The 24,293-nt window shown below is 52.7% G+C and carries 27 protein-coding genes, 1 rRNA gene and 1 riboswitch; of the genes, 26 read left to right on the top strand and 2 right to left on the bottom strand.

Annotated elements, in window-relative coordinates:
- Window positions 1-6 precede the first annotated feature (6 nt).
- A 5S ribosomal RNA gene (gene rrf / locus D7Z26_RS25815) occupies window positions 7-123 on the top strand.
- Between the two features lie 68 nt (window positions 124-191).
- Here the strand turns inward: rrf and D7Z26_RS25810 are convergent.
- Window positions 192-725: a transposase gene (locus D7Z26_RS25810; protein ID WP_120979919.1), complete on the bottom strand. Its 534-nt coding sequence runs from the start codon at window positions 723-725 to the stop codon at window positions 192-194.
- A 162-nt stretch (window positions 726-887) separates the two neighbouring features.
- Here D7Z26_RS25810 and D7Z26_RS25805 point away from each other — a divergent pair, with 162 nt between their 5' ends.
- From D7Z26_RS25805 to rsmI, 13 genes are all read left to right on the top strand, one after another.
- Window positions 888-1,073 (top strand): sigma factor G inhibitor Gin, encoded by a 186-nt coding sequence (locus D7Z26_RS25805; protein ID WP_120979923.1) that lies wholly within the window; start codon window positions 888-890, stop codon window positions 1,071-1,073.
- A gap of 120 nt (window positions 1,074-1,193) precedes the next feature.
- Window positions 1,194-1,817, top strand: coding sequence for a TetR/AcrR family transcriptional regulator (locus tag D7Z26_RS25800; RefSeq protein ID WP_120979918.1), 624 nt, complete (start codon window positions 1,194-1,196; stop codon window positions 1,815-1,817).
- Window positions 1,818-1,837: 20 nt separating this feature from the next.
- A complete protein-coding gene (locus tag D7Z26_RS25795; RefSeq protein ID WP_120979917.1) occupies window positions 1,838-4,054 on the top strand; it encodes an MMPL family transporter in 2,217 nt (738 codons plus the stop codon).
- Between the two features lie 102 nt (window positions 4,055-4,156).
- Window positions 4,157-5,656 (top strand): aminotransferase class I/II-fold pyridoxal phosphate-dependent enzyme, encoded by a 1,500-nt coding sequence (locus tag D7Z26_RS25790; protein ID WP_120979916.1) that lies wholly within the window; start codon window positions 4,157-4,159, stop codon window positions 5,654-5,656.
- Between the two features lie 21 nt (window positions 5,657-5,677).
- Window positions 5,678-7,129, top strand: coding sequence for a glycan biosynthesis hexose transferase WsfD (gene wsfD, locus D7Z26_RS25785; RefSeq protein WP_120979915.1), 1,452 nt, complete (start codon window positions 5,678-5,680; stop codon window positions 7,127-7,129).
- A 54-nt stretch (window positions 7,130-7,183) separates the two neighbouring features.
- Window positions 7,184-7,819, top strand: a complete 636-nt coding sequence (gene tmk / locus D7Z26_RS25780; protein ID WP_120979914.1) for a dTMP kinase — start codon at window positions 7,184-7,186, stop codon at window positions 7,817-7,819.
- An 85-nt stretch (window positions 7,820-7,904) separates the two neighbouring features.
- On the top strand, window positions 7,905-8,234 hold the full coding sequence (locus D7Z26_RS25775) for a cyclic-di-AMP receptor (RefSeq protein WP_115995932.1): 330 nt from the start codon (window positions 7,905-7,907) through the stop codon (window positions 8,232-8,234).
- 22 nt (window positions 8,235-8,256) lie between these two features.
- Window positions 8,257-8,700 (top strand): YaaR family protein, encoded by a 444-nt coding sequence (locus tag D7Z26_RS25770; protein WP_120979913.1) that lies wholly within the window; start codon window positions 8,257-8,259, stop codon window positions 8,698-8,700.
- Between the two features lie 12 nt (window positions 8,701-8,712).
- Window positions 8,713-9,690: a DNA polymerase III subunit delta' gene (holB, locus tag D7Z26_RS25765; RefSeq protein WP_120979912.1), complete on the top strand. Its 978-nt coding sequence runs from the start codon at window positions 8,713-8,715 to the stop codon at window positions 9,688-9,690.
- 2 nt (window positions 9,691-9,692) lie between these two features.
- Complete coding sequence (locus D7Z26_RS25760) at window positions 9,693-10,493, top strand: PSP1 domain-containing protein (protein WP_120979911.1); 801 nt, start codon at window positions 9,693-9,695, stop codon at window positions 10,491-10,493.
- An 86-nt stretch (window positions 10,494-10,579) separates the two neighbouring features.
- Window positions 10,580-10,948, top strand: a complete 369-nt coding sequence (locus tag D7Z26_RS25755; RefSeq protein ID WP_407643555.1) for an initiation-control protein YabA — start codon at window positions 10,580-10,582, stop codon at window positions 10,946-10,948.
- 514 nt (window positions 10,949-11,462) lie between these two features.
- Window positions 11,463-12,308, top strand: a complete 846-nt coding sequence (locus tag D7Z26_RS25750; RefSeq protein WP_120979909.1) for a tRNA1(Val) (adenine(37)-N6)-methyltransferase — start codon at window positions 11,463-11,465, stop codon at window positions 12,306-12,308.
- Window positions 12,298-13,239, top strand: a complete 942-nt coding sequence (gene rsmI / locus D7Z26_RS25745; protein WP_120979908.1) for a 16S rRNA (cytidine(1402)-2'-O)-methyltransferase — start codon at window positions 12,298-12,300, stop codon at window positions 13,237-13,239. Before D7Z26_RS25750 ends, rsmI begins: the two co-directional genes overlap by 11 nt.
- A gap of 126 nt (window positions 13,240-13,365) precedes the next feature.
- Here rsmI and D7Z26_RS25740 read toward each other — a convergent pair whose 3' ends face one another.
- Window positions 13,366-13,620: an AbrB/MazE/SpoVT family DNA-binding domain-containing protein gene (locus tag D7Z26_RS25740; RefSeq protein WP_027086730.1), complete on the bottom strand. Its 255-nt coding sequence runs from the start codon at window positions 13,618-13,620 to the stop codon at window positions 13,366-13,368.
- Between the two features lie 320 nt (window positions 13,621-13,940).
- Here D7Z26_RS25740 and D7Z26_RS25735 point away from each other — a divergent pair, with 320 nt between their 5' ends.
- From D7Z26_RS25735 to spoVG, 12 genes are all read left to right on the top strand, one after another.
- On the top strand, window positions 13,941-15,233 hold the full coding sequence (locus tag D7Z26_RS25735) for an HD domain-containing protein (protein WP_120979907.1): 1,293 nt from the start codon (window positions 13,941-13,943) through the stop codon (window positions 15,231-15,233).
- A gap of 55 nt (window positions 15,234-15,288) precedes the next feature.
- Window positions 15,289-16,062 carry a TatD family hydrolase gene (locus tag D7Z26_RS25730; protein WP_120979906.1) on the top strand — a complete coding sequence of 258 codons (774 nt, stop codon included), beginning with the start codon at window positions 15,289-15,291 and terminating at the stop codon, window positions 16,060-16,062.
- A gap of 177 nt (window positions 16,063-16,239) precedes the next feature.
- Window positions 16,240-16,459: riboswitch (cyclic di-AMP (ydaO/yuaA leader) on the top strand.
- Window positions 16,460-16,738: 279 nt separating this feature from the next.
- Window positions 16,739-17,896: a 3D domain-containing protein gene (locus tag D7Z26_RS25725; RefSeq protein WP_120979905.1), complete on the top strand. Its 1,158-nt coding sequence runs from the start codon at window positions 16,739-16,741 to the stop codon at window positions 17,894-17,896.
- A 195-nt stretch (window positions 17,897-18,091) separates the two neighbouring features.
- Entirely contained in the window at window positions 18,092-18,652 is a 561-nt protein-coding gene (rnmV, locus tag D7Z26_RS25720; protein WP_233567202.1) for a ribonuclease M5, read from the top strand.
- Window positions 18,653-18,802: 150 nt separating this feature from the next.
- The gene (gene rsmA, locus D7Z26_RS25715) at window positions 18,803-19,681 is read left to right on the top strand and encodes a 16S rRNA (adenine(1518)-N(6)/adenine(1519)-N(6))-dimethyltransferase RsmA (protein ID WP_120979922.1); all 879 of its coding nucleotides are present in this window, start codon (window positions 18,803-18,805) and stop codon (window positions 19,679-19,681) included.
- 68 nt (window positions 19,682-19,749) lie between these two features.
- On the top strand, window positions 19,750-20,628 hold the full coding sequence (gene yabG / locus D7Z26_RS25710) for a sporulation peptidase YabG (RefSeq protein WP_120979903.1): 879 nt from the start codon (window positions 19,750-19,752) through the stop codon (window positions 20,626-20,628).
- Between the two features lie 149 nt (window positions 20,629-20,777).
- Window positions 20,778-21,053, top strand: coding sequence for a biofilm formation stimulator Veg (veg, locus tag D7Z26_RS25705; protein ID WP_115995944.1), 276 nt, complete (start codon window positions 20,778-20,780; stop codon window positions 21,051-21,053).
- 141 nt (window positions 21,054-21,194) lie between these two features.
- Window positions 21,195-21,374, top strand: coding sequence for a small, acid-soluble spore protein, alpha/beta type (locus D7Z26_RS25700; RefSeq protein ID WP_120979902.1), 180 nt, complete (start codon window positions 21,195-21,197; stop codon window positions 21,372-21,374).
- Between the two features lie 193 nt (window positions 21,375-21,567).
- Complete coding sequence (ispE, locus tag D7Z26_RS25695) at window positions 21,568-22,431, top strand: 4-(cytidine 5'-diphospho)-2-C-methyl-D-erythritol kinase (protein ID WP_120979901.1); 864 nt, start codon at window positions 21,568-21,570, stop codon at window positions 22,429-22,431.
- Window positions 22,432-22,523: 92 nt separating this feature from the next.
- Window positions 22,524-23,345 carry a pur operon repressor gene (gene purR, locus D7Z26_RS25690; protein WP_120979900.1) on the top strand — a complete coding sequence of 274 codons (822 nt, stop codon included), beginning with the start codon at window positions 22,524-22,526 and terminating at the stop codon, window positions 23,343-23,345.
- Window positions 23,346-23,395: 50 nt separating this feature from the next.
- Complete coding sequence (locus tag D7Z26_RS25685; protein ID WP_120979899.1) at window positions 23,396-23,788, top strand: RidA family protein; 393 nt, start codon at window positions 23,396-23,398, stop codon at window positions 23,786-23,788.
- A gap of 115 nt (window positions 23,789-23,903) precedes the next feature.
- Window positions 23,904-24,188 (top strand): septation regulator SpoVG, encoded by a 285-nt coding sequence (gene spoVG / locus D7Z26_RS25680; protein ID WP_115995948.1) that lies wholly within the window; start codon window positions 23,904-23,906, stop codon window positions 24,186-24,188.
- Window positions 24,189-24,293 lie beyond the last annotated feature (105 nt).

The following is a 24,293-nucleotide window of genomic DNA, read 5'->3' as shown; positions in this document are numbered from 1 at the left end:
ATCTGGTCTGGTAGCAATTGCGGAGGGGTTCCACGCGTACCCATCCCGAACACGACCGTTAAGACCTCCAGCGCCGATGGTACTTGGACCGCAGGGTCCTGGGAGAGTAGGACGTTGCCAGGCTAGACAAACAGAAGAAGCACCCGCGAGGGTGCTTTTTTGTTGTTCTATTATCGAATTCGATCATGCATTTACTGATGATAATAAGAGACTTCCTTGGATTCCAACCGAATAACGCCGTCTCCGCGTTCGCGGCGAAGCGAGAGAAGTAACCGAATGCGCGGCGTAAGGAGCCATAGATGCCAATAGACCATGGAGATAACGAGCGAAGAATGGGCCCATGGATAGAATAAACCGGCGACGCAGCAGCCGACGAGGAAAAGATGAAAGTGCAGGCGGCGAAAGAGGGAGAGATGCGTATCCAGGATGGGAAGCGGACCGATCCAAGGCCAATCGCGGCGGAAGGTCCATCTTTTCTCGGACAGCTTGTCTACTCGCCTAACCGTTAGCCTTAAGACGAATGCATGTACCAGAAGCGTAAGGACTGCGCCTACGACCGTGTAGATCAAGCCCAACCAGCCATAGATGAAGTATAGCGCGGACACTACGAGCAGCGCCGTCAACATGTAGCTATACTTGCTCTCTGGTCGTAGTCCGATCTTGCGTATGAGCGTATAATGATAGAAGGTAGCATCGCGCGTATTCGAGGGAACGGGACTTACCATGATCGTAACTTATCCTCCTTGCATAAAACACGTTCTGATCATTACTATCGGATATAGACGTCCTTATTGTTACGTTTGAGCTGGATTTCGTGCTAGGCAGCGTATATTTTCATAGAATCCGGGCATAATAGAGGCATCAATAGGGAAGGGCAGGGGATGTTCATGGGAGAGAATGAACGCAATACCTGCATAGTGTGCGGCGAGCCTAAGGAAGAAGGCATTACGATCGTAACGGAATTTATATGTACCTCATGCGAATCCGAGATGGTTCATACCCCCGTGGAAGACGAGAAATATCCTTTTTTCGTCAGACGGCTGAAGCAATTGTGGGTTAAATTTCATGCGTGAATGTTGAGACTTAGCGGGAACGTCCGCTAGGTCTTTTGTTTTCATAGATCGAATTTGCAATGACCATTCGCAATCCGTATAATATTTTACTAGGAACCAATAATGAACAGGTGATTACTAATGCAAATTTTAAAGGACGAAATCCGTAATAAAATCTTGGAAGCCGCGATGCGGGAGTTCAAGAGAGAAGGGTATGCGAAGGCTTCGATGCGGGAAATCGCGAAGGCCGCCGGAGTTACGAGCGGTAATATTTATCGTTATTTCGCCAATAAGGAACAACTTTTCGATGCGATCGTCATTCCGGTATATGAACAGTACACCGCGAGAATGGCAGATATGCGCGACAAAATCGAAGGCAGTTACTCCAAAGAGGCTCAAGTGACTCCGAACTATTTTCGCAATATCGAGAGTGCCGTCGTGGAGCTGTTCAAGATCTATAGCGGCGAACTGACGATTCTGTTGATCGGCAGCGAGGGCTCCAAGTACGAGAACGTGAGGTCCGAACTCGTCTATATTGCCTTCTCCGTTCTGGAGAGAGTATTCATCAAGGCAAATGGAAGCATGGAGTCGCTTAACGACAAAGAACTCGCGTTAGCTAGAATGCTTGCCCGCTCAATCGTGGAAGGCTTGTGCCTGATTCTAAGTGATAACGACGAAGGCGATACGTTGGCGCACTTGGTTGATCAGCTGTTATTCGTTCATGCCACAGGGATCGAAGCATTAATTCATAAAAGTAAATCGTAAACGGAAGAAGGTCATCTATCATGAGGAAAATCATCAAATGGCGCTGGGCGATTCTAGTTGCCTGGCTGGTAGCTACGGTTCTGTTGACCGCGTTCCAGCCTGACGTTAACGCGATTCTGCACCAGAGGGGCCAAGACCCTTTGTCGGAAGATAGCCCTTCGAAGGTTGCCGGCAAGATGCTAAGCAAGATGAACGAGACCAAGGGAATGAGCGATATCCTTATTTTCTACAATAAGGACAAGCTATCGGAAGAAGATATGAAGCAGATCGGAACCGCCGTCCAAAGTTTAAGGGCCAAGCAGGCGGAGTTGGGACTGACGAATTTCATCGATCCGATCACGGTTCCCCAGGCCAAAGCTTCATTGGTCTCGCCGGACGGAACGACCTTAATGGCTAGCTTTATTCTAGAGAAAAACGGACGAAGCGTCGACGAGATCGGCGAGCAGATCGAGAGCGTCCTGAAGGACGTAAAAGTAGAGCATTACCTCAGCGGCGAAGACTTCATCCAGAACGATTACATCAAGGCGTCTACCAAAGGGGTCGAGAAAAGCGCGGCGCTAACCGTAATCTTCATCTTATTAGTGCTGGTGATCATGTTCCGTTCCTTGGTCATCCCGTTCGTTTCTCTGGCGGCGGTAGGGGTGTCGTACCTCTGCTCGATGGGAATCGCGGCTCAGGTCATCGACAAGCTCGATTTCCCGATCACGAGCGTGACGCAGATGCTGCTCATCCTTATTTTGTTCGGCATAGGAACGGATTATAATATTTTGCTATTCAACCGTTTTAAGGAGGAGCTCGCTCACGGCAGCTCCGTGGACGACGCGATCGTTACCTCCTACAAGACTGCAGGCAAAACGATCGTATACAGCATTCTGACGGTGTTCATCGCGTTCGCGGGTTTGAGCTTCTCCGAGTTCGGGATCTACAAGTCGGCGAACGTGGTGGCGATCGGAGCGGTCGTGCTCGTCTTGGAAATTTTGACGTTGACGCCGTTCTTGATGAAGACGCTCGGAACGAAACTGTTCTGGCCATCGAAGAAAGTGACGGGGCACAAGGAAAGCCGTTTCTGGGCGAAGTTAACCCAAGTGTCCGTGAAAAATCCGGTCGTCACGACAGTGATTATCGTGGTCTTACTCATTCCGGTTCTGCTAACGAGCGGACAGAAGCTTAGCTTCGACCAGTTGAAAGAGCTAGGTAACGATCATCCGTCGACTAAAGGCTTCTCTATCGTCGGAGATCATTTCAGCCGCGGACAAGCGCTTCCGACTACCGTGGTCATCGAGCATAACAAAGCGATGGATAACAACGAGGCTCTAAGCGTCGTGGATAAGCTCACGAACAACCTGAAGAAGATCGAAGGCGTAGTATCCGTGTCCAGCGTGACCCAGCCGCAGGCGGCTCCGATCGATTTCTTCTATGCGAGCGGGGAGACGGAAGCGGACGGCTCAAAGAAGTTCTTCATACCGGACCAAATGCTGGCAAGTCCGGACTTCCAGCAATCCGAAGCGAGTTACATGTCCAAGGATCGTACGATTACGAAGCTGATCGTAATTCTGAAAGACGATCCCTACTCTACGGAGGCATTGGATACGGTCGAGAGAATCAATTCGCAGTTAACTAGCACGCTGAAAGATTCAACGTCGTTGTCGGATTCCACCTACGGGGCGGCGGGTCCTAGCTCGACGACGTACGACATGAACAAAGCGCAGATCAAAGCTTTTAACGGGACTGCGGTCATTGTCATCATTAGCGTGTTGATCGTGCTCATCTTCGTCATTCGGTCGTTCTGGCCTGCAGTGTACATCGTGCTCGCCTTGTTGGCTTCGTACTATGTCGCGATGAGCGCCTCCAAGCTCGTGACGGAATATTTTATCGGGGCCGATGGCGTGTCCTCCTTCGTTCCGTTTTTCTCGTTTATCGTCATCGTGGCGGTCGGAGTGGACTATAGCATTTTCCTCATGATGAGGTACAAGGAATACGGCAAGATGGCTCCAAGCGAAGCGATCGTCAAATCCGCCAAGAGCGTCGGGGGCGTCATAATATCCGCCATGGTGATTCTCGGTGGCACGTTCGCAACTCTGATTCCGTCGGGTCTCGTGCTGCTCATCGAATTGGCCGCGGCGGTTATCGTCGGCTTAGTCGTGCTCTGCTATGTTTTATTGCCGATGTTAGTACCGGCATTAATCGTGTTACCGGAGAAGCTGAAAAGGAAACGTGCCGCGAAATCATCTTCTTGATGGATTGATATGCCAACTACTGAAGGAACAACGAGCCGATCGTTGTTCCTTTTTTGTTATTTGTCTATAATGAGATCAATTCAACCGAGGAGGCAACCGATCATGGGAGAGAAAGAAAGTGCGCCCCTCTACGAAGCGCTTGTTGCCCATGCAGAACGTCGGGCGCGTTCTTACCATGTGCCGGGACATAAACAACGCGCGCGCTGGGACGAAGGGCTTGGCGCCATGGAGGCGGTCGCTTACTATGATCGGCTATTAGCCCTGGACGTGACGGAGTTATCGGACACCGATGACCTGCATCACCCGGAAGGTCCGATCGCGCAGGCGCAGGCGCAGGCGGCGGAATGCTTCGGCGCGGAGGAGACTCGATTGCTCGTAGGCGGCAGCACGGCCGGCAACCTTGCGATGATCATCGGCATCTGCCAGCCGGGAGATCTGGTCATCGTACAACGCAACGTGCATAAATCGATTATTCACGGCCTCATGTTGGCGGGCGCCCGAGCGGTATTGTTGCAACCCGAGATCGATCCGTTATCCGGGCTGGCGACGTTACCCGGAGCGCGACAGCTTCTGGAGGCGATCGAGAAGTATCGCGAAGAAGCGAAGGCCGTTATTCTATCCGCGCCGAATTATTACGGAATGGCTCCGGATTTGAAGCCGTTGATCGCTCACGCCCATTGGCATGGAATTCCGGTGTTGGTCGACGAAGCGCATGGGCCGCACTTCGGTTTTCATCCCGCCTTCCCGGAATCCGCTTTGCAAGCGGGCGCCGACCTAGTCGTGCAATCCACGCATAAGATGCTCTCGTCGATGACGATGGGCGCCATGCTGCATATGCAGGGTGATCGCCTGCCGAGACAGGCGATCCGACAAGCTCTAACGATGGTACAGAGCTCAAGCCCCTCGTTCCCGATCATGGCGTCTTTGGATTTGGCCAGGAGGCAAGTACATACCCTTGGAGAGGGTGCATTCCATGAGGGGCTAGAAGCGGCGAAAATCGCCGCCGAAGGATTACATAAGACGTCATTCCGGGCAATAGGCTACGGGGAATACGCGACGGAAGGAATGGGTTATGATCCGTTTAAGCTCGTCCTATTCGACGAGAAGGCAAGGTTAAGTGGCTTCGAGCTCCGAGACGAGCTAGAACGAAGGAAATGCGTGGCGGAGATGGCTGATGCGCGTTATGTCGTGATGGCTTTCGGGACAGGCTCCGAGCCTGCCGATGGGCGGATGTTAATCGAGGCTCTCGCGCAAATCGAGAACTCGCTAGAGACGAGGATTTTCGCCGAGCTGTCGGTACGAAGACGGGCCAAGGAACACGAAGCTTTGGACGGCAACGTCGGCATCCGGATTCCGGAACCCGTAAGCTTCGGACGCGAAGTGTATGCTGCGAAGGCTATACCCTTCAACGAAAGCGCCGGGCATATTGCCGCCGAGTGGGTCATTCCGTATCCGCCCGGTATTCCCGTCCTATACCCCGGGGAAACCATCACGGAAGAGACCGTAAGGCAACTGCGTCAATGGAAGCATCAAGGAGCGCAAATTCAGGGAGCCAGCGATTCCGAATTAAACACGATACAAGTTCGGGAAAGCACCAATTAGAGGTACCTAGAGGAGAATGAAATGTTCAGCTTATTGAAAAACGCTGATAGTCGTTCAGTCGTCGCTTGGGTAACGGGTGTCGTCGCCAGCATACTCATCCTATGTTTAATTATGGTTTCTCCGGTGGTCGGGTTGGCGGACAGCGGCGATTTCGGCCGCGTATTGGGCGGATCCGGCCTAGCGGTCCTTCATCCCCAAGAAACGTACGAACAATTGTATTTCAATTACGCGCATCAATATTTCGGGTATGGCGGGTTCATGCTCGGAGGATACGTGTCCTCGCATGTTCTGCTCGTGGCCTTGGCCGGCGGAATCGGCAGGATATTAAACGGGGACGCATTCGATATCCGAGTGTTGGGGGTCGTGTATTCCGTCCTGTTCGTATGGGCTCTCGTCTTACTCGTAAGCCACGCGCCTAGGCTACGGAGTCGGCTGGGCACCATGTTCCTCGCGATCTTATTAGCGGCTTGTCTCTTATTCGTCTTCGGCGATATCGGGTACGTGGCCTACTTTCAATCTTTCTTCGGAGAGCCATTCGCTCTTGTGGCCACGCTCATGACGGCAGCCTCTGCGATAGCTTTAGCATCGACTGCGAAGCCGACGGGCAAGCTGCTTCTATTATTCATTATCGCGGCGCTTGCGGTTGCCACTTCGAAAATCCAAAATGCCCCGTTAGGCTTCGCTTTCGCGATTCTGGCATGGAGAATGTCCGGTTTGCGAACGGATATGAAGTGGAAACGCCAAGCGTGGATGGGCGTAGCGGTCCTCCTTGTCGGTTCCATCCTGATGATCGCCGTTGCGCCGGATCGGCTCAAGCATACGAACCTCTACCAGTCCATTTTCTTCGGGGTATTGAAGAATTCGCCGAACGTGGCACAGGATATGAAGGATCTCGGGATTCCGGAGAAATACGCGGTGCTGGCGGGAACGAACTATTTTCAGAAGGATACCGCCATTCCGCAGAAGGACCCCGTCTTGCGACGGGAAGTCCTGGAGAGACTGAGTCATAAGGATATTGCGATTTATTATTTAAAGCATCCTTCGAGGTTTATGCAGAAGCTCGATCGGGCGGCGGAGAACTCCATGTTTATCCGACCTTATTACCTGGGTAATTATGATGAATCCGCGGGCAAACCCCCGGGAACGATCAGCTACGCCTATAGCGGCTGGAGCCAGTGGAAGCTAAGTCATATGCCGAAAAACGCGGTCGCTTATATGATTCTGTTCCTGGCTTATTTCGCCGGATTGGGCTTTCTCTGGTGGAGAAACCCCTCAAGAAAGCTTCGCCTTGCCGTCGAAACGTTAGCCGTAATCGCGTTGGCAGCCGTTTTCGCTTGTATCGTCCCTCTGATCGGCGATGGAGAGGCGGATCTGGGCAAGCATTTGTTTATGTTTAATGTTTGCTTTGATATGATGGGAATAAGTATCGTTACGGGAGCGTTCTACGGGATTGCGAAGCTTCTCGGGCGATAGTCGCGAACGGCGTTGGCGATGATTAGGGCTCTAGGGTCGAAAGGGGAAAGCAAGGTGCGAGGCGGAACATTCATTACGATAGAGGGCGGAGACGGAACGGGCAAGACGACGCTCATCCAGGCTTTGGCGTTACAAGCACGGGAACAAGGTCACGAGGTTATGATTACCCGGGAACCGGGAGGAATCCCGATCGCGGAAGCGATTCGCGCGATTATTCTCGGTACGGAGAATACCGCCATGGATGCGCGGACGGAAGCGTTATTGTATGCGGCGGCAAGAAGGCAGCATCTCGCGGAGAAGGTCATGCCGGCCTTGCGGAAGGGGGCCATCGTCATCTGCGACCGATTCGTGGATAGCAGCTTGGCCTATCAAGGCTACGCTAGAGGGCTGGGTATCGAGGCCGTGTGGGAGATCAACCGTTTCGCCATAGAGGATTGCATGCCGGACCTTACGCTTTATCTGGATTTGGATCCGGAAGTCGGGCTGGCGAGAATCGAACAGAACGGCGATCGGGAGGTCAACCGGCTGGATCTGGAGGGCTTGGCGTTCCATCGGAAAGTAAGGGAAGGCTACAAATTGCTTGAAAGCCAGTTCGCCGATCGTTTCGTTACGATCGACGCGGCGATGACGCCGGCTCAAATCGCGGATAATGCGTGGCAGCATTTAAAGCCTAAGCTTGCATCACGCTGAAAAAGAGGATTTTGGCGTTCGAGTGTCCAATTTATATAAGAAGCGACAGACCCCCATTTTCAACAGATTAGAGGAGGCCTGAACAATGAAACTATTGATAGCGGTTATTCAAGATAAGGATAGCAACCGGTTATCCAACGCATTGATCAAGGAAGGATTCCGGGCGACGAAGCTGGCTAGTACCGGCGGATTCCTGCGTGCGGGCAACACGACGTTCCTGATCGGGATCGAAGACGACCGGATTCAGAGCGCGCTCGACGTCATCCGCGCGAACTGCAAAGTTCGCGACCAGCTCGTTACTCCCGTTTCTCCGGTTAGCGGAGCGGCTGATTCCTACATTCCGTTCCCGGTAGAGGTGCAAGTCGGCGGAGCGGCGGTATTCGTGCTTCCGGTCGAACGGTTCGAACACTTCTGATGCGGTCGGGCGGTGAAACGAAGTGAAAATTCAACCGGGCTTCTATCCCGTGAGTAAGACGGTCCAGCGCGGAGAAACGCTGGCAAGACCTTCCCAGTCGCAGAACTTCGGCGACCTCATGCAGCAACAAGAGGAACAACGGACGCACGAAGAGCTGCAGCGCAAGTTGGAGGACATTCGCTTGCAAGGCGATCGGCTCACCCGTTCCATGACGGTGCGGGAGCTGGTGCTTTATCGGCAGATGGTTAAGGGGTTTCTGGAAGACACGGTAAGACGCGGCATCGCCCTGAAGGAAACGAGGGGCTGGGATCGGAGAGGCCGTGGCAAAAGATACAAGCTGCTGGAGGAAGTCGACGCCATGCTCGTCGGCATGGGCGAAGAGCTGCTTCAGAGCGAAGAAGGCAGAATCGATCTGCTTCAGAAAGTCGGAGAAATTCGGGGACTGCTGATTAATCTAGTCTTCTAAGGAGTTTGCTTCATGGGCATTCAACAATTGCATGGACAAGATCGGGCGAAGGCGCTGCTGCTTAACGCGCTAGCTTCTAAGCGGATCGCGCACGCCTATCTCTTCGCGGGGCCGGCAGGTTCCGGACGTAGCGAGATGGCGAACGCTTTCGCCCAAGCGTTGTTCTGCGAACGCGGCGGTAACGACGCTTGCGGCGAATGTCTGGAATGCCGCAAGGTGCTTCACGGCAATCATCCGGATCTTCACGTCATTACGCCCGATGGCGCGACCGTCAAGATCGAACAGATCCGTACGCTTCAGAGGGAATTATCCTATCGCAGCGTAGGGTCGGGGTATAAGGTATATATCATCGAGGGCGCAGAGACGATGACCGTACAAGCTAGCAATAGCTTGTTGAAATTTCTAGAGGAACCTCCCTCCCCCGTCGTCGCGATTCTGCTAGCGCCTAGCGCGCAAGCCGTATTGCCGACGATCTTATCCAGAACGCAGCTCGTTTCTTTCGTCCCCGGAGATCGGGATACGTTGGAAAAATCGCTCATCCAAGAAGGTAAATCTCAGCTCTTAGCGCGCGCTGCCGTGAATCTGGCATCCGGGCTCGGCTCCAGTCGAAAACTGGTAGAAGAGAATTGGTTTGCAGATATCCGAAACGTAGTGATACAATTAGGCAAGGAGAATCCGTCCCGGTTCACTGCAAGTCTGCTTCAAGCGCAGCAGCAGGTGTTTAAAACGGATCTCTCGGACCATGTCGAAATATTGCTACAACTGTTAGCTTTGTGGTATAGAGATATGATTTATGCGATGACCGACCGTCAGAGCCAGATGGTATTCCTCGACCAGGCGGATTGGATTTCGAAGACGGCTTGGAGCCGCTCGATCCAATCGTGGGTTACGGTGATGGAATCCGCTTTGACGGCGGCAAGACGAATAAAGGCTCACGTAGCGCCGCAACTGGCGCTAGAGCAATTTCTGGTGAACGTGCGGGAGGGATAGATTTGTACGATGTGGTGGGAGTCCGCTTCAAGAAAGCGGGCAAAATCTATTATTTCGATCCCGCCGAGCATCCGGTATCCAAAGATCAGCATGTCATCGTGGAGACGGCACGCGGCGTTGAGTACGGCAAAGTCGTCGTAGGCCCGAAGACGGTAGGTGAATCCGATGTCGTTCTTCCATTGAAGAAAGTCATTCGGGTAGCTGGCGATCCAGACGCGAAAGCGGTTGAAGAAAACCGCAGCGCGGCGAAGAACGCCTTCACCGTCGGACTGCAGAAAATCAAGGATCACGCGCTCAAGATGAAGCTCGTGGACGTGGAATACACGTTTGACCGGAATAAGATCATCTTCTATTTTACGGCGGAAGGCCGCGTCGATTTCCGCGAACTGGTCAAGGATTTGGCCGGAGTGTTCCGGACTCGCATCGAATTGCGGCAGATCGGCGTACGGGACGAAGCTAAGATGCTTGGCGGTATCGGCCCATGCGGCCGGGTGTTATGTTGTTCTTCGTGGTTAGGCGATTTCGAGCCAGTGTCCATCAAGATGGCGAAGGATCAGAATTTATCGCTGAATCCAACGAAGATCTCCGGCTTATGCGGCCGGTTAATGTGTTGCCTGAAGTACGAGCATGACAATTACGAGAGCGCCAAAGAAGAATTGCCTGCGGTAGGCAGAGCGGTAGTCACGTCGATGGGCGAAGGCAAAGTCGTTGGCCTTAACATCGGCAGCCGCAGCGTACACGTTCAGTTGTTCGACCTGGGTAAGGTAAAAGAATTACCCTTTGACGATGTCGTCCTGAAGTAATCAAGGACTGCACGCAATAAGGAATTATTGGCAATCAGTCGCACGGTAATCGACATAATCGGGTGCCTTGAGGTGGATAGTTGTTCATGAAAGACATTTTCCTTCGCGTGGATGAGCTCGAATCGCATCTAGGTAACGTACATGCCGATTTCGGGGATCTCAAGCTGAAGATCAAAGAGCTGCTAGAAGAGAACCAACAGCTCAGAATCGAGAATCAGCAGTTAAGAAAAGTGCTCAAGCGGGAGACGGAATCCGCGATCGCCCAAGTCCAAGAAGCGGCGGAAGAACCGGCTGCCGTCAAGGGGGATATTCCCTCCGCGGCCATGGGCGTTGGCGAGGGCTACGACAATCTAGCCCGGCTTTATCATGAAGGCTTTCACATTTGCAACGTATACTACGGTCATCTGCGAATGGAAGGCGATTGCTTGTTCTGTTTATCTTTCTTAAGTAAATAAGTTTCGTATGCGGGTCGAGCAGGAGATATTCCTGTTCGGCCTTTTTTTTATTTGAGCATAAATATACAATTCGGGTGTCCCCTCGAGAAACGAGAGCGATTAGTTGGAAAATATGAATTTGTTTTTCTTAATTTAGTAAACCGATAATGATTAATTGGAAAAGGTACAGGTAATTGTTCACGAATGAGCGACAAACGGCGCGGGAAGAAGAATAAAGTGTAGTTTTTCCAACTCGTGATCAGATTACGGCCCACTTGTCGCCTTTTTGCCGTAGTTTTTCCAACTAACTTATTCGACTTATTCAAGGGAGCCGCCGATAAGAGTCGCAGTATCAATTATCGCCATATTTTCTGCCTTCGACAAAGCTTCGGACTTCTCTAAGTCCCAAAAACCCGTTAGAGAGAAGTTCGCATGACGAGGTTCTTATGGCGCCAGACGCGGCTATTATTGCAACGGAGAGTGAAGTCGAGTAAGCTAATGGGCGTAGAACCTGTTTAGGATAGGAGAGAACGTAATGGAAGGCACTGCTCCAGATCCTCACGATCTGCCTCTGCAACCTGGAGAGAGGCTCGACGATCTGCTCACTCATAACTTAAAGATCATACAAAGCTCGGAAGTATTCAGCTTCTCGCTCGACGCGGTATTGCTGGCGAGGTTCGCCACCCTGCCTCCGAGAGGGCGCATTCTGGATCTGTGTACAGGCAACGGCGTTATTCCGATGCTGTTGACGACAAGGACGGAAGCTACGATCGATGCGATCGAGATTCAGCCCCGCTTGGCGGATATGGCCGCGAGAAGCGTTCGACTGAACGAATTATCGGATAAAATAAACATAATCGAAGGCGATCTACGCGAGTGGAAGCCGGAGAGCGAGACGCTGTACGATGCGGTGACCGTAAACCCGCCTTACCTGCCGGTCCGTAGCGGCGACCATAAAGAGAACCATCATCAAGCGATGGCTCGTCACGAGATCGGCTGCAAGCTGGAAGACGTGATCGCGGCTTGCGCGAGATCGGTCAAGATTGGCGGCCGGGTCGCGATGGTGCATCGCCCAAGCCGGCTTGTCGATATTATCGATCTCATGCGCCGATACCGAATCGAGCCCAAACGGATTCGGTTCGTCCATCCCCGCAAGGATGCGGAGGCGAACATGATATTAATAGAAGGAACGCGCGACGGGAAGGCGGAAGTACGGCTGCTGCCGCCGGTAATCGTCTATGGCGACGACGGGGAATATACGCCGGAATTGCTTGCCGTTTTCTATGGCCAGGCCGCGGAATTACCCGATTTCAAACGGCAGAACGGCCGGGCTCCCGTAGCCCAAAATAAAAGGGACGAGGTATCCGAGAGTGACGAATAACCGTAACGAGACGACTGTGCATCCGGAGAAGGCCTCCGTACAGAAGAGCTTCGCCCCGCTTGATGCCCCAGGAACGCTATATCTCGTCGCAACGCCGATCGGCAATCTGGAAGATATGACGTTCCGCGCGATCCGGACGCTTAAGGAAGTTCAATTGATCGCCGCGGAAGATACGCGCCAGACGCGTAAGCTGCTGACTCACTTCGAGATTCAGAACCGGCTTGTAAGCTATCACGAACATAATCGCGAAGCGAGCGGCCCGGAGCTCATCCGACTGTTGTCGGAAGGCCAGCATATCGCGCTCGTGAGCGACGCGGGAATTCCCGCCATATCCGATCCCGGAGCGGATCTCGTTCGGGATGCGGTCGCGCAAGGTATTCCCGTCGTTCCGATTCCGGGCGCGAACGCGGCATTGTCCGGATTGATTATGTCCGGGCTTCCGACGAATCGCTTCCTTTTCCTCGGATTCCCTCCCCGGGACCGCAAGAGCTTGAACAAGCTACTGGACGGCCTGGAGCGCGAGAGCGGCACATTGCTGTTCTATGAATCTCCTCATCGGTTGAAGAAGACGCTGGCGGTAGTCGCGGAACGTTGGGCGGACAGGAAGATCGCCATCGTAAGAGAGCTGACGAAACGGCATGAAGAAGCAATCAGAGGGTCGGTAGCGGCTTGCTTGGCGCGGATCGAGGAGGTTCCTTTGCTCGGAGAGTGCTGTCTGATCATCGAAGGAGCAGGCGAACAAGAGGGGAATACGACCGACGAGGCCGGACAAGGCCAATGGTGGGCCTCAGTCACGCTGGAGCAGCACGTAGCCCATTACGAGAACTTGCAGCAAAGCCGCAAAGAAGCAATGAAGTCGGTAGCCGCGGATCGAGGAGTATCAAGACGGGACGTTTACCAAGCCTTGCTCGGCGAGGGGCAAGAAGAGTGACCTGAATGTACTTTTCCGGACAAAAAAATGCCTCCCGATAGCAGTCTCGGGAGGGCTTGCAAGGAGTTATAAAAAGGTTGGAATTAACAAATATTAGAGTACAATTTTCATTATAAACTATTTTCTTTAATTTGTCACAGGTGAAGGCAAATCCTTCAAACATTCTCTGCAAACAATTTTCCCTTTGAAGTAAGTAACGTTCTCCGCATTGCCGCAGAAGATACAAGCAGGCTCGTATTTCTTAAGCATAATGCGCTCGCCGTCTACATAAATCTCAAGCGCGTCTTTCTCGCCGATTCCGAGGGTGCGGCGCAGTTCGATCGGAATAACCACCCGGCCTAGCTCATCGACTTTCCGCACAATACCCGTGGATTTCATCATTTGGTAATACCCCTCTCATAAGGTTAAAATAAGTACAAACGGACCCCATATGCAAGAGCTTGTCCGTATTCGCCAGCATTCGACAAAGTTCTCTTTTTTACGCTCTTTATCGTACCAACCATTCCCAAAAAAGTCAACCTAGATATTTCAATTTTATACGACAAAAACCCCGATAATCCTAATAAATAAGGCAAAATAAAGAACAAAAAAGCAACAAAACGATAGACGTGATAGGAAAATCAAATTCGACACGTTTCGACATAATACGATATTTTAATCAAAGATTTGTCGAATTCTAACGACATAATAAGATGGAGTGAATGCGAATGGAGCTGCAAGAGGAGAAAGTATTCAAGGATCCTGTCCATCATTCGATTTACGTACAGGATGCGGTGGTGTGGAAGCTCATTAATACGCCGGAATTTCAAAGATTAAGAAGAATACGCCAGCTTGGGACTTCCTATTTAACCTTCCACGGAGCAGAGCACAGCAGGTTTTCCCATTCGTTGGGGGTATATGAAATTACAAGGAAAATCATTTCGCAATTTGAGCGTAATCGATATGCGGATTGGCCGCAAGAGGAAAAATTGCTGAGTTTATGCGCATCTCTGCTGCATGACGTCGGGCACGGGCCGTTCTCCCATTCGTTGGAGCAAATATTCCATATCGACCACGAGCAATGGACTTGCGAGATCATACTCGGCGACACCGGAGTTAACCGCGTGCTGCGAGAAGTGGATGCCGACTTCCCGGCCAAGGTCGCTTCGGTCATTCGCAAGAAGTACGTCAATCCGATCGTCGTTAGTCTCGTGTCTAGCCAGCTGGATGCGGATCGCATGGATTATTTGCTTAGGGATGCTTATTTTACGGGAGTCAATTACGGTACCTTCGATCTGGATCGCATACTCCGCGTTCTGCGTCCTTACCGGGGCAAGATCGTCGTCAAAGAAAGCGGAATGCATGCCGTGGAAGATTACCTGATGTCCCGCTATCAGATGTATTGGCAAATCTACTTCCACCCGGTTACCCGCAGCTCGGATATCATTCTTCGCCAAATCTTCCGCAGGGCTAGCGAGTTGTTCGAGTCCGGTTATTCCTTCGCGTTCATGCTGCCTCCGATTCAAGACCTGCTGTCGGGCACGATCGGGCTTGCCCATTATCTCAAATTGGACGAAGCGATGGTCCAGACGACGTTCGGGCAATGGTCGGAGGAACCGGACGAAATACTGGCGGATTTATGCGGTCGTTTCCTGAACAGGCAGCTCTACAAATATGCGCCGCTCGAGTCCGAAGATAACGGCTGGCTCCAGACGGTACGGCAGGAATGGTTGCAAATCGGCCTTCATCCCGAATACCATATGGAAGTCGATACGCCGATGGATTCGCCTTACGACGTCTATAAGCCGGGGGCGTTGCCGGATGGCAAGGAGAAGCCTCCGATCCTGCTCTTGGACGAGCAAGAGCAACTGACGGAAATTTCCGTCAAATCGGATATCATCCAATCGATCGCCGGTTTGCACCGCGGGAAATACTACATCTATTATCCGGAAGAGCGAGTGCTCCCGCATGCCCATCTGCTCAGCTCGGAGACGCGAAAAAAACTATCTATATAATAGAAGAACGAGTTCAAAAATCGGACTATATAATAGAAGGGAGACAACTTCCGACATGCTTATCGACACGCACGCCCACTTGGATTCTCCCAAATTCGACAGCGATCGCGAAGAGGTCATTTCCCGGGCGCTAGAGGCGGGAATCGACACGATCGTCAATATAGGATTTAACCGCGAAACGATTCCTTCAACCATGGCGCTGGCGGAAAAGTATCCGTTCATCTACGCCGCCGTCGGATGGCATCCTACGGATGCCATCGATATGAAGCCGGAAGAGGATCTGGCTTGGATCGAGCGACTGTGCAGCCATCCGAAAGTCGTTGCCATCGGGGAAATCGGGCTCGATTACTATTGGGATACTTCTCCCAAAGACGTACAGCAAGCCGTGTTCCGCGAACAAATCCGTTTGGCCCGCAGATTGAATAAACCGATCGTCATTCATAACCGAGACGCGCACGAAGATATTTTGACTTTGCTGAAGGAAGAGAAGGCCGAAGAGGTCGGCGGAATCATGCATTGCTTCTCCGGCAGCTGGGAAACGGCGCAAAAATGCTTAGACATGAATTTCTATATTTCGTTCGGGGGACCGGTTACTTTCAAAAATGCAAGGGTGCCCAAAGAGGTGCTCGATCGGGTTCCGCTCGACCGATTATTGATCGAGACGGATGCTCCTTATTTGACTCCTCACCCCCATCGCGGACAACGAAACGAGTCGGCATACGTGCGTCTCGTCGCGGAGACGGCGGCGGAAATAAAAGGCTTAAATCTGGAAGATATTGCAAAAATAACGAGCGAAAACGCGAGGCGCTGTTTGGGCATACCGAGATAAACGGAATATACGGGAGAAAAACGGACTCCTGAGAAGAAAAAACTGTATTTTGGCTCGTATAATCCTAAAGTACTGGTTTATTTCCGTTAAAATGGGCAAATTCGTCCATTGAACCATCTTTACACCTGTTACGGCTAGAGGTTATTATCATCAACAGAAGTTCGAATATGACATTCCTTTTCCAGTGCGCTTAATCTCCCGAACGGGAGAGTGGGGGACCCAACGCGTCGACGATTACGCAACAACGTCCAAAGCGGTCCGAGCAATCTTGGGGTGAATTTCGCAAGCGGCACGAACGCGGCTCTATCTGAGTAACGCGACGCGTCGGCAAGCGAATAGGGCAACTCTCTTTGTCCGAATCCGACAGCTAACCCCGCAAGCGTGATAGAGAGAGGTCAACCTCGTGCCGCGAACACACCCTTTATTTTTCCAACTTAGCGGAAGCCACGAACAGGTCCTCTGTCTCGATGGCTTTTTGTGTTGAAAAAAAGAGGCATAGGGCTTGTACGAAGGGATGACCAAGCACGTTTCTGGATAAGGCGGCGTTGAAACAGCAGGCCCGTAACACCGTTTCCGGGCTGGCAACGAAGCGTCGTTAACCAATATGGATTAGTCGCGTCTGACAAAGTATCATGCATCACAGTCGACGGCGGGGCTATGAAGGAGGAACGAGAAAATGGGCGTCATTCCTGTTGAGGAAACCCATGATCCACGACCGACCGGCAAGCTTTTCGCACTGCGATGGAAGCATGAGCATTTGCGCGCAGCAATTTTAGGCGCAATTCTCGTTTTTGCCATCACCATCATGTTCATGTCGTTGCTGCAGAAGGCAGCAACCAAGAACATTACGATTATCGATAACGGAATCGCATCCGTTATCGCCACCCAGACATCCAACGTCGCGGATTTGCTCGAAGAGCATGGCGTTCGCGTTGGTCCTTATGACCGCTTATCGGCCTCTCTTACCGATCCTCTGGAAGAGGGAAACCGCATCGTTATCGATCGGGCCTTAGGAATTACCGTGAAGGCGGACGGCAAACATCAAGTTACCCATACGACCGAAGATACGGTCCAGGGAGTCATAAGCTCGCTTAATCTTAAGCTGTCTGGCGAAGATCGGATTACGCCGGCATTGAACAGTTCCTTGGAAGAGGGGATGACCATCTCGGTCGTTCGCGTTCGCAAGGAAGTAACCGAAACGAAGTATCCGATCACGTTCAAGGTCGTGGAGAAGAAGAACGAGGATCTGGAGACGGGCAAGCAGCAAATCGTGACCCCCGGCAAGAACGGGCTAGTCGTGTTCAAGACGGAGCGGGTTTACGAGGATGGGAAGCTGGTTAGCCAGGAAATGATCGAGAAAACCGTCGCTCAGCCTGCAATCGCCAAAGTCGTATCCATCGGCACGAAGAAGAAGCCGGAAGTGACTACGCTGTCCTATAACGGACCGCCGTCTTCCGCCGAAGCTCAAACTGTCAGCCTGAACGGGCAGAGGGTCAAAATCAAGCGTTTGCTCACCAACGTGACGTTAACGGCTTATTCGGCCGGCGTCGAATCGACGGGCAAGGACGTAGGGGATTCCGGGTACGGAATTACTTTCTCGGGCTCCGTCGTCAAAGAAGGACGCACGATCGCGGTCGACCCTCGGGTTATTCCGATCGGTTGGTGGGTGTATATCGAAGGCATCGGTTTCCGAAGAGCCGAAGATACGGGCAGCGCGATAAAAGGCAAGAAAATCGACGTATATTACGATAGCGAAGCGCATGCGAACCGCTTCGGCATGAAACGCGGGTACAAGGTGTACGTGATCGGGCCGGTCAAACCTTCCGCGGATTAAGACGAAGATGTGGGAAGTCTTGCGATCTTATATAGGGAATTCTGAATCGGGAGGAAGCCTGACGGCTTCTTCCCGATTTTGCGTTATGTCGAATCGCGACGCCGGCAGAGGATAGATTTGATCGCCGCGACTTGCTGTCATTCGATTTCTCGTATACGCTTGTAACAACGGTTGATGCAAAGGCGGAATGAAGAAGTGAAGATCCATGAAGTCATCGTCGTCGAAGGCAAGGACGACACGACGGCCGTGCAGAGAGCCGTCGATGCCGATACGATCGAAACGGGGGGCTCGGCGATCGGGGAGGAAGTGCTTCGGCGCATCGAGCTGGCGCAAACCCGCAGAGGGGTTATCGTGTTCACCGACCCGGACGCTCCGGGCGAGCGGATTCGGAAGATCGTGACGGAGCGGGTGCCCGATTGCAAGCACGCCTTCCTGACGAAGAACGAAGCACGGGGGCGCAGAGGGATCGGAGTGGAGCACGCGACGAACGAGGCGATCCGCAGAGCGCTGGAGAGCGTCCGCGCTCCCGATGGCGGAGAAGGCGCGGGCGAGCCTGCGGAGATCGAGTGGAGCGACTTACTCGATGCTGGGCTCATCGTCCACGCTTCGTCCGCCAGTCGCAGGGAGCGCATGGGAGAGCTGCTAGGCATCGGTTACGCGAACGGCAAACAATTTTATAAGAGATGTCTCGTGTTCCGGATTACGAGGGTCGAGTTTCTGGCCGCGCTGGAACAGCTGGAACAGGAAGGGCGATAGACTAACATGAAGAAAACGACAGACAAAAAAGGCGACGGAAACGGCAAGAAGTACGGCGTACACACGAAGCCGTATACTTACGATAAAACGAACAAGCCTCAGAATGGCGGTTCGGCCGCTTCCGGGAAGGATACAACTCCTCCCATCGATATGGTCAAGGCAATCGCGACCTCGAGCCGGACTCGCGATATTATTCGTAAACACAGATTCACGTTCAAGAAGAGCCTGGGCCAGAATTTCCTGATCAATACCGAGGTCTTGGATCAGATCATCGAAGCGGCTGGCTTGGACGATACCAAGGGAGCGCTCGAAGTAGGTCCCGGTATCGGCTCTCTCACGGAGAGACTCGCCAAGGTCGCCGGCAAAGTGGCCGCCGTGGAGATCGATAAGCGTCTGATTCCGATCTTGGAAGATGTCATGTCTCCTTACGACAACGTTAGCGTCGTTCATAGCGACATTCTGAAGACCGATCTGCGCCAACTGTGGGAGGAGCGGTTCTCGGGGTTAACGGGCGTTAGCGTAGTCGCTAACCTTCCGTATTACGTGACGACGCCGATCATCATGAAGCTGCTCGAAGAACGTCTTGCGCTCGACAACATCGTCGTCATGGTGCAGAAGGAAGTGGCGCTTCGAATGGCAGCCAAGCCCGGAGGCAAGGATTACGGCAGCTTGTCCATCGCGGTACAGTATTATTGCGAACCGGAGATCGTCTGCGTCGTCCCCGGCAAGTCGTTCATTCCGGCTCCGAATGTGGAGTCCGCCGTTATCAAGCTGAAGCGCCGCGTAGCGCCCGCGGTAAACGTGCCGGAAGAAGATAAGTTCTTTAACGTCGTGCAGACGGCGTTCGCTCAGCGCCGCAAGACGCTTTCCAACAATCTGTCCGCCTTCTCCGGCAAGGAACGCAAGGGAGAACTGAACGAACTGCTGTTGTCGTGCGGCGTTCAACCGGAGCGTCGCGCAGAGACGCTCTCTCTGCAGGAATTCGCGGACGTATGCGAGGCATTGACCCGCAGCGGCATGCTCGCGTAATCCGAATCCTCCCGGACGCGCACCCGAAGCCCCTTCGTACCATAGGATAGACGAAGAGGTGATTGCCCATGAAGCAGGGGGATCTAGTCGTACGTAAATCCTATGGCGGGGACGTACTGTTCCGGGTGGCGGCGTTCGTTGCGGACGAAGTCGTCCTAAGAGGTATGGATTATCGATTGCTCGCCGACGCGCCCATCGCGGATCTTCAAACAGTACGTAATCCGGACGAGCTCGGAGGGTCGCGTCAGGCGCGCATCCACGCTAACGAGTCCTTGCGGAGAATGAACGAGGAACGAAATCGGCAATACGGGCGCGCAGGCTTTACCTCGGCTCTGGACGATCGGCGCCAGCCGTTCTTCGAGATGCCGGGCAAAGTTCTCCATCTCGACGGAGATGCCAATTACTTGAAGAAAAGCATGCAAGTATACGGCCAGCTAAGAGTCCCGGCGGAAGGCATGCATTGCCACGAGTCGCAGATGCCCCAGGTACTGTTCCGCATGCTTCCGCAGTTCAATCCCGACATCGTCGTCATTACCGGCCATGACGGACTGCTGAAGCAGCGAGAGGACCTCCAACAGCTAAGCAGCTATAAGAATTCCTTGAATTTCGTGCAGTCGGTGCAGGTGGCGAGGGAATACGAGCGCAACCGCGATTCGCTGGTCATCGTCGCGGGAGCTTGCCAGTCGCACTTCGAGGCGTTGCTGCAGGCGGGAGCGAACTTCGCCAGCTCTCCCGGCAGAATCATGATCCATGCGCTGGACCCCGTCTACGTGGCCGTCAGATCGGCGTTCACGCCTTTCCGGGATACCGTCAACATATCGGACGTCATCGCCCATACGATCAGCGGCAGGCAAGGGATGGGCGGGATCGAAACGATGGGTCGATATCGCATCGGCGTACCGAATCTAAAAGAAGCGAATTCGGGTCAAAATGTGAACATTGTGTGACGAAAATCGAGCCCTCGCTGGAAAAAGCCGATAACTTCAAGGAAAATGACCGTTGACACGAAATCAGCATCGTTGATATAATATTCTACTCATTTGACACCTCCCCTGTTTTTAGATATAATTTACAGGGAAAGAGGTGGTAGTGGATCATGGCTAAAAACGCGCTTCTAGAGATCAAGCGAAGCCTGGAGCCGCACGTAGGTTCCAAAATCATGCTCCGCGCCAACGGTGGACGTCGTAAAACCATCGAACGCACGGGGGTACTGGAAGAAATCTACCCATCGGTTTTCATTGTTAAACTGGATCAGGAACAGCACGCGTTTAAGCGGGTTTCGTACAGTTATGCTGATATTTTGACTGAATCCGTGGAAGTTATGCTGTGCAATGACGATGGCCAGGTACGCATCAACTATTTATCGCACTGACACGGTTAATTGTACGGGCAACATCGCACTGAGGACGTGCGGGGTTGCCCGTTTTGCATGTCCGGTTATCCGCTGAGGCATCCTAAGAGTGGACGCCGCCGCTCGGTGCGGCGCCGTAACCCGCGCGTAGGAGGCGAATCGATGAGCCGAAGAAGAAGCGTGATGTCGGAGGAGTTCAAAGCGGAGTTGGCCAAAGACTTGGGATTTTACGGCAAGGTGCAGCAGGAAGGCTGGGGCGGAATTACGACCAAGGACGCCGGCAATATGGTCAAGCGCGCGATCCAGATCGCCGAGCAGGCAGCCGCCCGATCGCAGCAATAACGAAGCCGTAGTCGGTTTGAGAGGGCGAAATCCCGATAAGCGGGTTTCGACCTCTTTTTTCGCATTTACAGGCTCTGTTTGTTATAATATGTAAAGGTTTTTGGAGTATCGGAAAGTATAGGTTTTGCATTATATTGTACTTACCATACAGGATGATGCGGGGCGATGTTGCCCTTTTACTTAGGAAGCGGTGATGATGGTGTCGAAGATCTACGAGAAAGCCCCCGCGAAGATCAATCTGCTTCTTGATGTGCTGCGGAAGCGGGAGGACGGCTTTCACGAAGTCGAAATGATAATGACGATGGTCGATTTGGCGGATCGTCTCGAGATGGAAGAACTCCCGAGAGACCAGATTCTATTGTCCAGCCAAGTCGGTTTTATCCCCTTAGACGAGAAGAATCTGGCCTTTCAAGCGGCCAAGTTAATTAAGGAGCGCTATGGAGTCAGACGCGGAGTCTATATTCACTTGGACAAGCAGATTCCGGTAGCCGCGGGATTGGCCGGCGGCAGCAGCGATGCGGCTGCCACCCTGAGGGGGCTTAACCGGCTATGGAACCTGGAGCTCTCCACGGATGAACTGGAGACGTTGGGCGCGGAGCTCGGTTCGGATGTTCCGTTCTGCATTCGAGGAGGCACGGCGCTTGCCAAAGGGCGCGGAGAGAAGCTGGAAAGCCTGTCCCCGCCGCCTCAATGCTGGGTGATCCTCGCGAAGCCGCCGATCAATGTCTCGACCGCCGACGTATACGGCAAATTCAGGGTAAACGACTTGAAGGAGCATCCGTCTATTCCGGACATGCTGGACGCCCTATCTCGCCAGTCGTTCTCGGATATGTGCGCTTCGCTTGGCAACGTATTGGAGTCGGTGACGTTAAACCGTTACCCCGAGGTCAAGCAGATTAAAGATTGCATGTTGAAATCAGGGGCGGATGGCGTACTGATGTCCGGCAGCGGGCCGACCGTCTTCGGGCTCGTCTCCAAGGAAATCAAGGTCGCGAGAGTGTATAACGGACTCAGAGGATTCTGCAAAGAAGTATATGTGGCAAGAATGCTGACGTGACAAGGACATATGCCATCGTTCTCCTTGAATAAAACCGTATAAAAATGTTATGATACACGTAAAATATTCGGATTTGGACGGGAGAGGGGAACGTGAAAAAATTGAAACGCAGCGCCAGGCTCGTGGAAATGACTCAGTATTTATTGGCCCGTCCTCATACGTTAATATCCCTGACAGCATTCGCCGAACGTTATCAATCGGCCAAGTCATCGATTAGCGAGGATTTGGCTATTATTAAAGAGGTATTCGAGGATGAAGGAATCGGCGAATTGAGCACGTTGGCCGGCGCTGCCGGAGGCGTACGATTCGTTCCGAAAGTGCGCAAGGATTTAGCGTTAGAGAAGATGGTTTCCATTTGCCGCGAACTCGAGCAGCCGGATCGGCTGCTGCCGGGCGGCTATCTATATATGACCGACTTGCTTGGCCAACCCGCGATGATGCAAGAGGTCGGCCGCATGTTCGCATCCGCGTTTGCGGACCGCAACATCGACGTTATCATGACCGTGGAGACGAAGGGAATTCCGCTCGCGAACGCGACGGCCCAATACTTGAATCTGCCGGTCGTTATCGTTCGGCGGGACCACAAGGTAACCGAAGGCTCGGCGGTTAGCATCAACTACGTGTCGGGTTCGACGAAACGGATTCAGACGATGTCGTTGGCCAGACGCGCGCTGAAGGAAGAGTCGCGAGTGCTGATCATCGACGACTTCATGAAAGCCGGAGGAACGATCCAAGGCATGGTCGATTTGTTGCACGAATTCCGTGCGGTCGTTGCCGGCGTCGGCGTGTTCGTCGAATCCGGGGAAGTGGAACACGAGGAACGGCTATTGCAAGATTACGTCTCGCTGGCGCGATTGACCGAGGTGGAATTGAAGACCCGTCACATTGCCGTACAGCCGGGCAACTTTTTCTGAACGAATGATGATTATCCATACAACGCTACCACAATCAGGAGGACCGAGAGATGACTCTTAAAATCGTATCGACGCCGGAAGCCCCAGCAGCAATCGGACCCTATGCACAAGCGGTTCGCGTAGGCAACATTCTTTATACTTCAGGACAGATCCCCTTAACGTCCGCGGGCGAGCTCGTGGTCGGAACGATTCAGGAGCAGACTCATCAGGTACTGGGCAATTTGAAAGCGGTTCTGGCCGCCGAAGGCGCCGGGTTCCGCGATGTCATCAAGACGACCGTGTTTCTAAAAGATATGAACCAGTTCGCGGAGTTCAATTCGGTGTACGCGGCCTACTTTGGAGACCATACGCCAGCCCGCTCGACCGTAGAAGTGGCAAGGCTTCCGAAGGATGTTTTTGTCGAAATCGAATTGATTGCGGCGATCCCTGTCGAAACCTTCTAAATTTAAAAAATAATTTCATTTTTAACGGCTGATTTTCCATATTTAAGAAGGAGTTTGCTCGCATTTGTGGAATATTACACCAAGTCTTTCTGATGGACAAAGGTGGTGAACACAGGTGCAAATTACAGACGTGAGACTCCGCCGCGTCAATTCGGAGGGGCGCATGAAAGCCATTGCTTCGATTACCATCGATAACGAATTCGTAGTACACGACATTCGCGTAATCGACGGGAACAATGGCATGTTCGTCGCTATGCCGAGTAAACGGACTCCGGATGGAGAGTTTCGGGATATTGCTCATCCGATATCTTCGGGTACGCGAGAGAAGATTCAAGCCGCTGTACTGGCTGAATACGAGCGTGCGGCGCAAGAAGAAGAGGTCATGGTCGAAGGGGCATAATAATGAGATTCATGAGAAGAGGGCCCTGTGCGGCTCTCTTTTCATTTGCATAAGAATGAGCTATGATTCTGGAGAAGTTTACACTATGATCCGGAACGGAAGGGG

It is taken from the genome of Cohnella endophytica, from assembly GCF_003628305.1.
In the GTDB taxonomy this organism is placed as follows: domain Bacteria; phylum Bacillota; class Bacilli; order Paenibacillales; family Paenibacillaceae; genus Cohnella; species Cohnella endophytica.
Note: the sequence above shows the minus strand (reverse complement) of the source record. Positions and strands in the feature narration are given on the sequence as shown.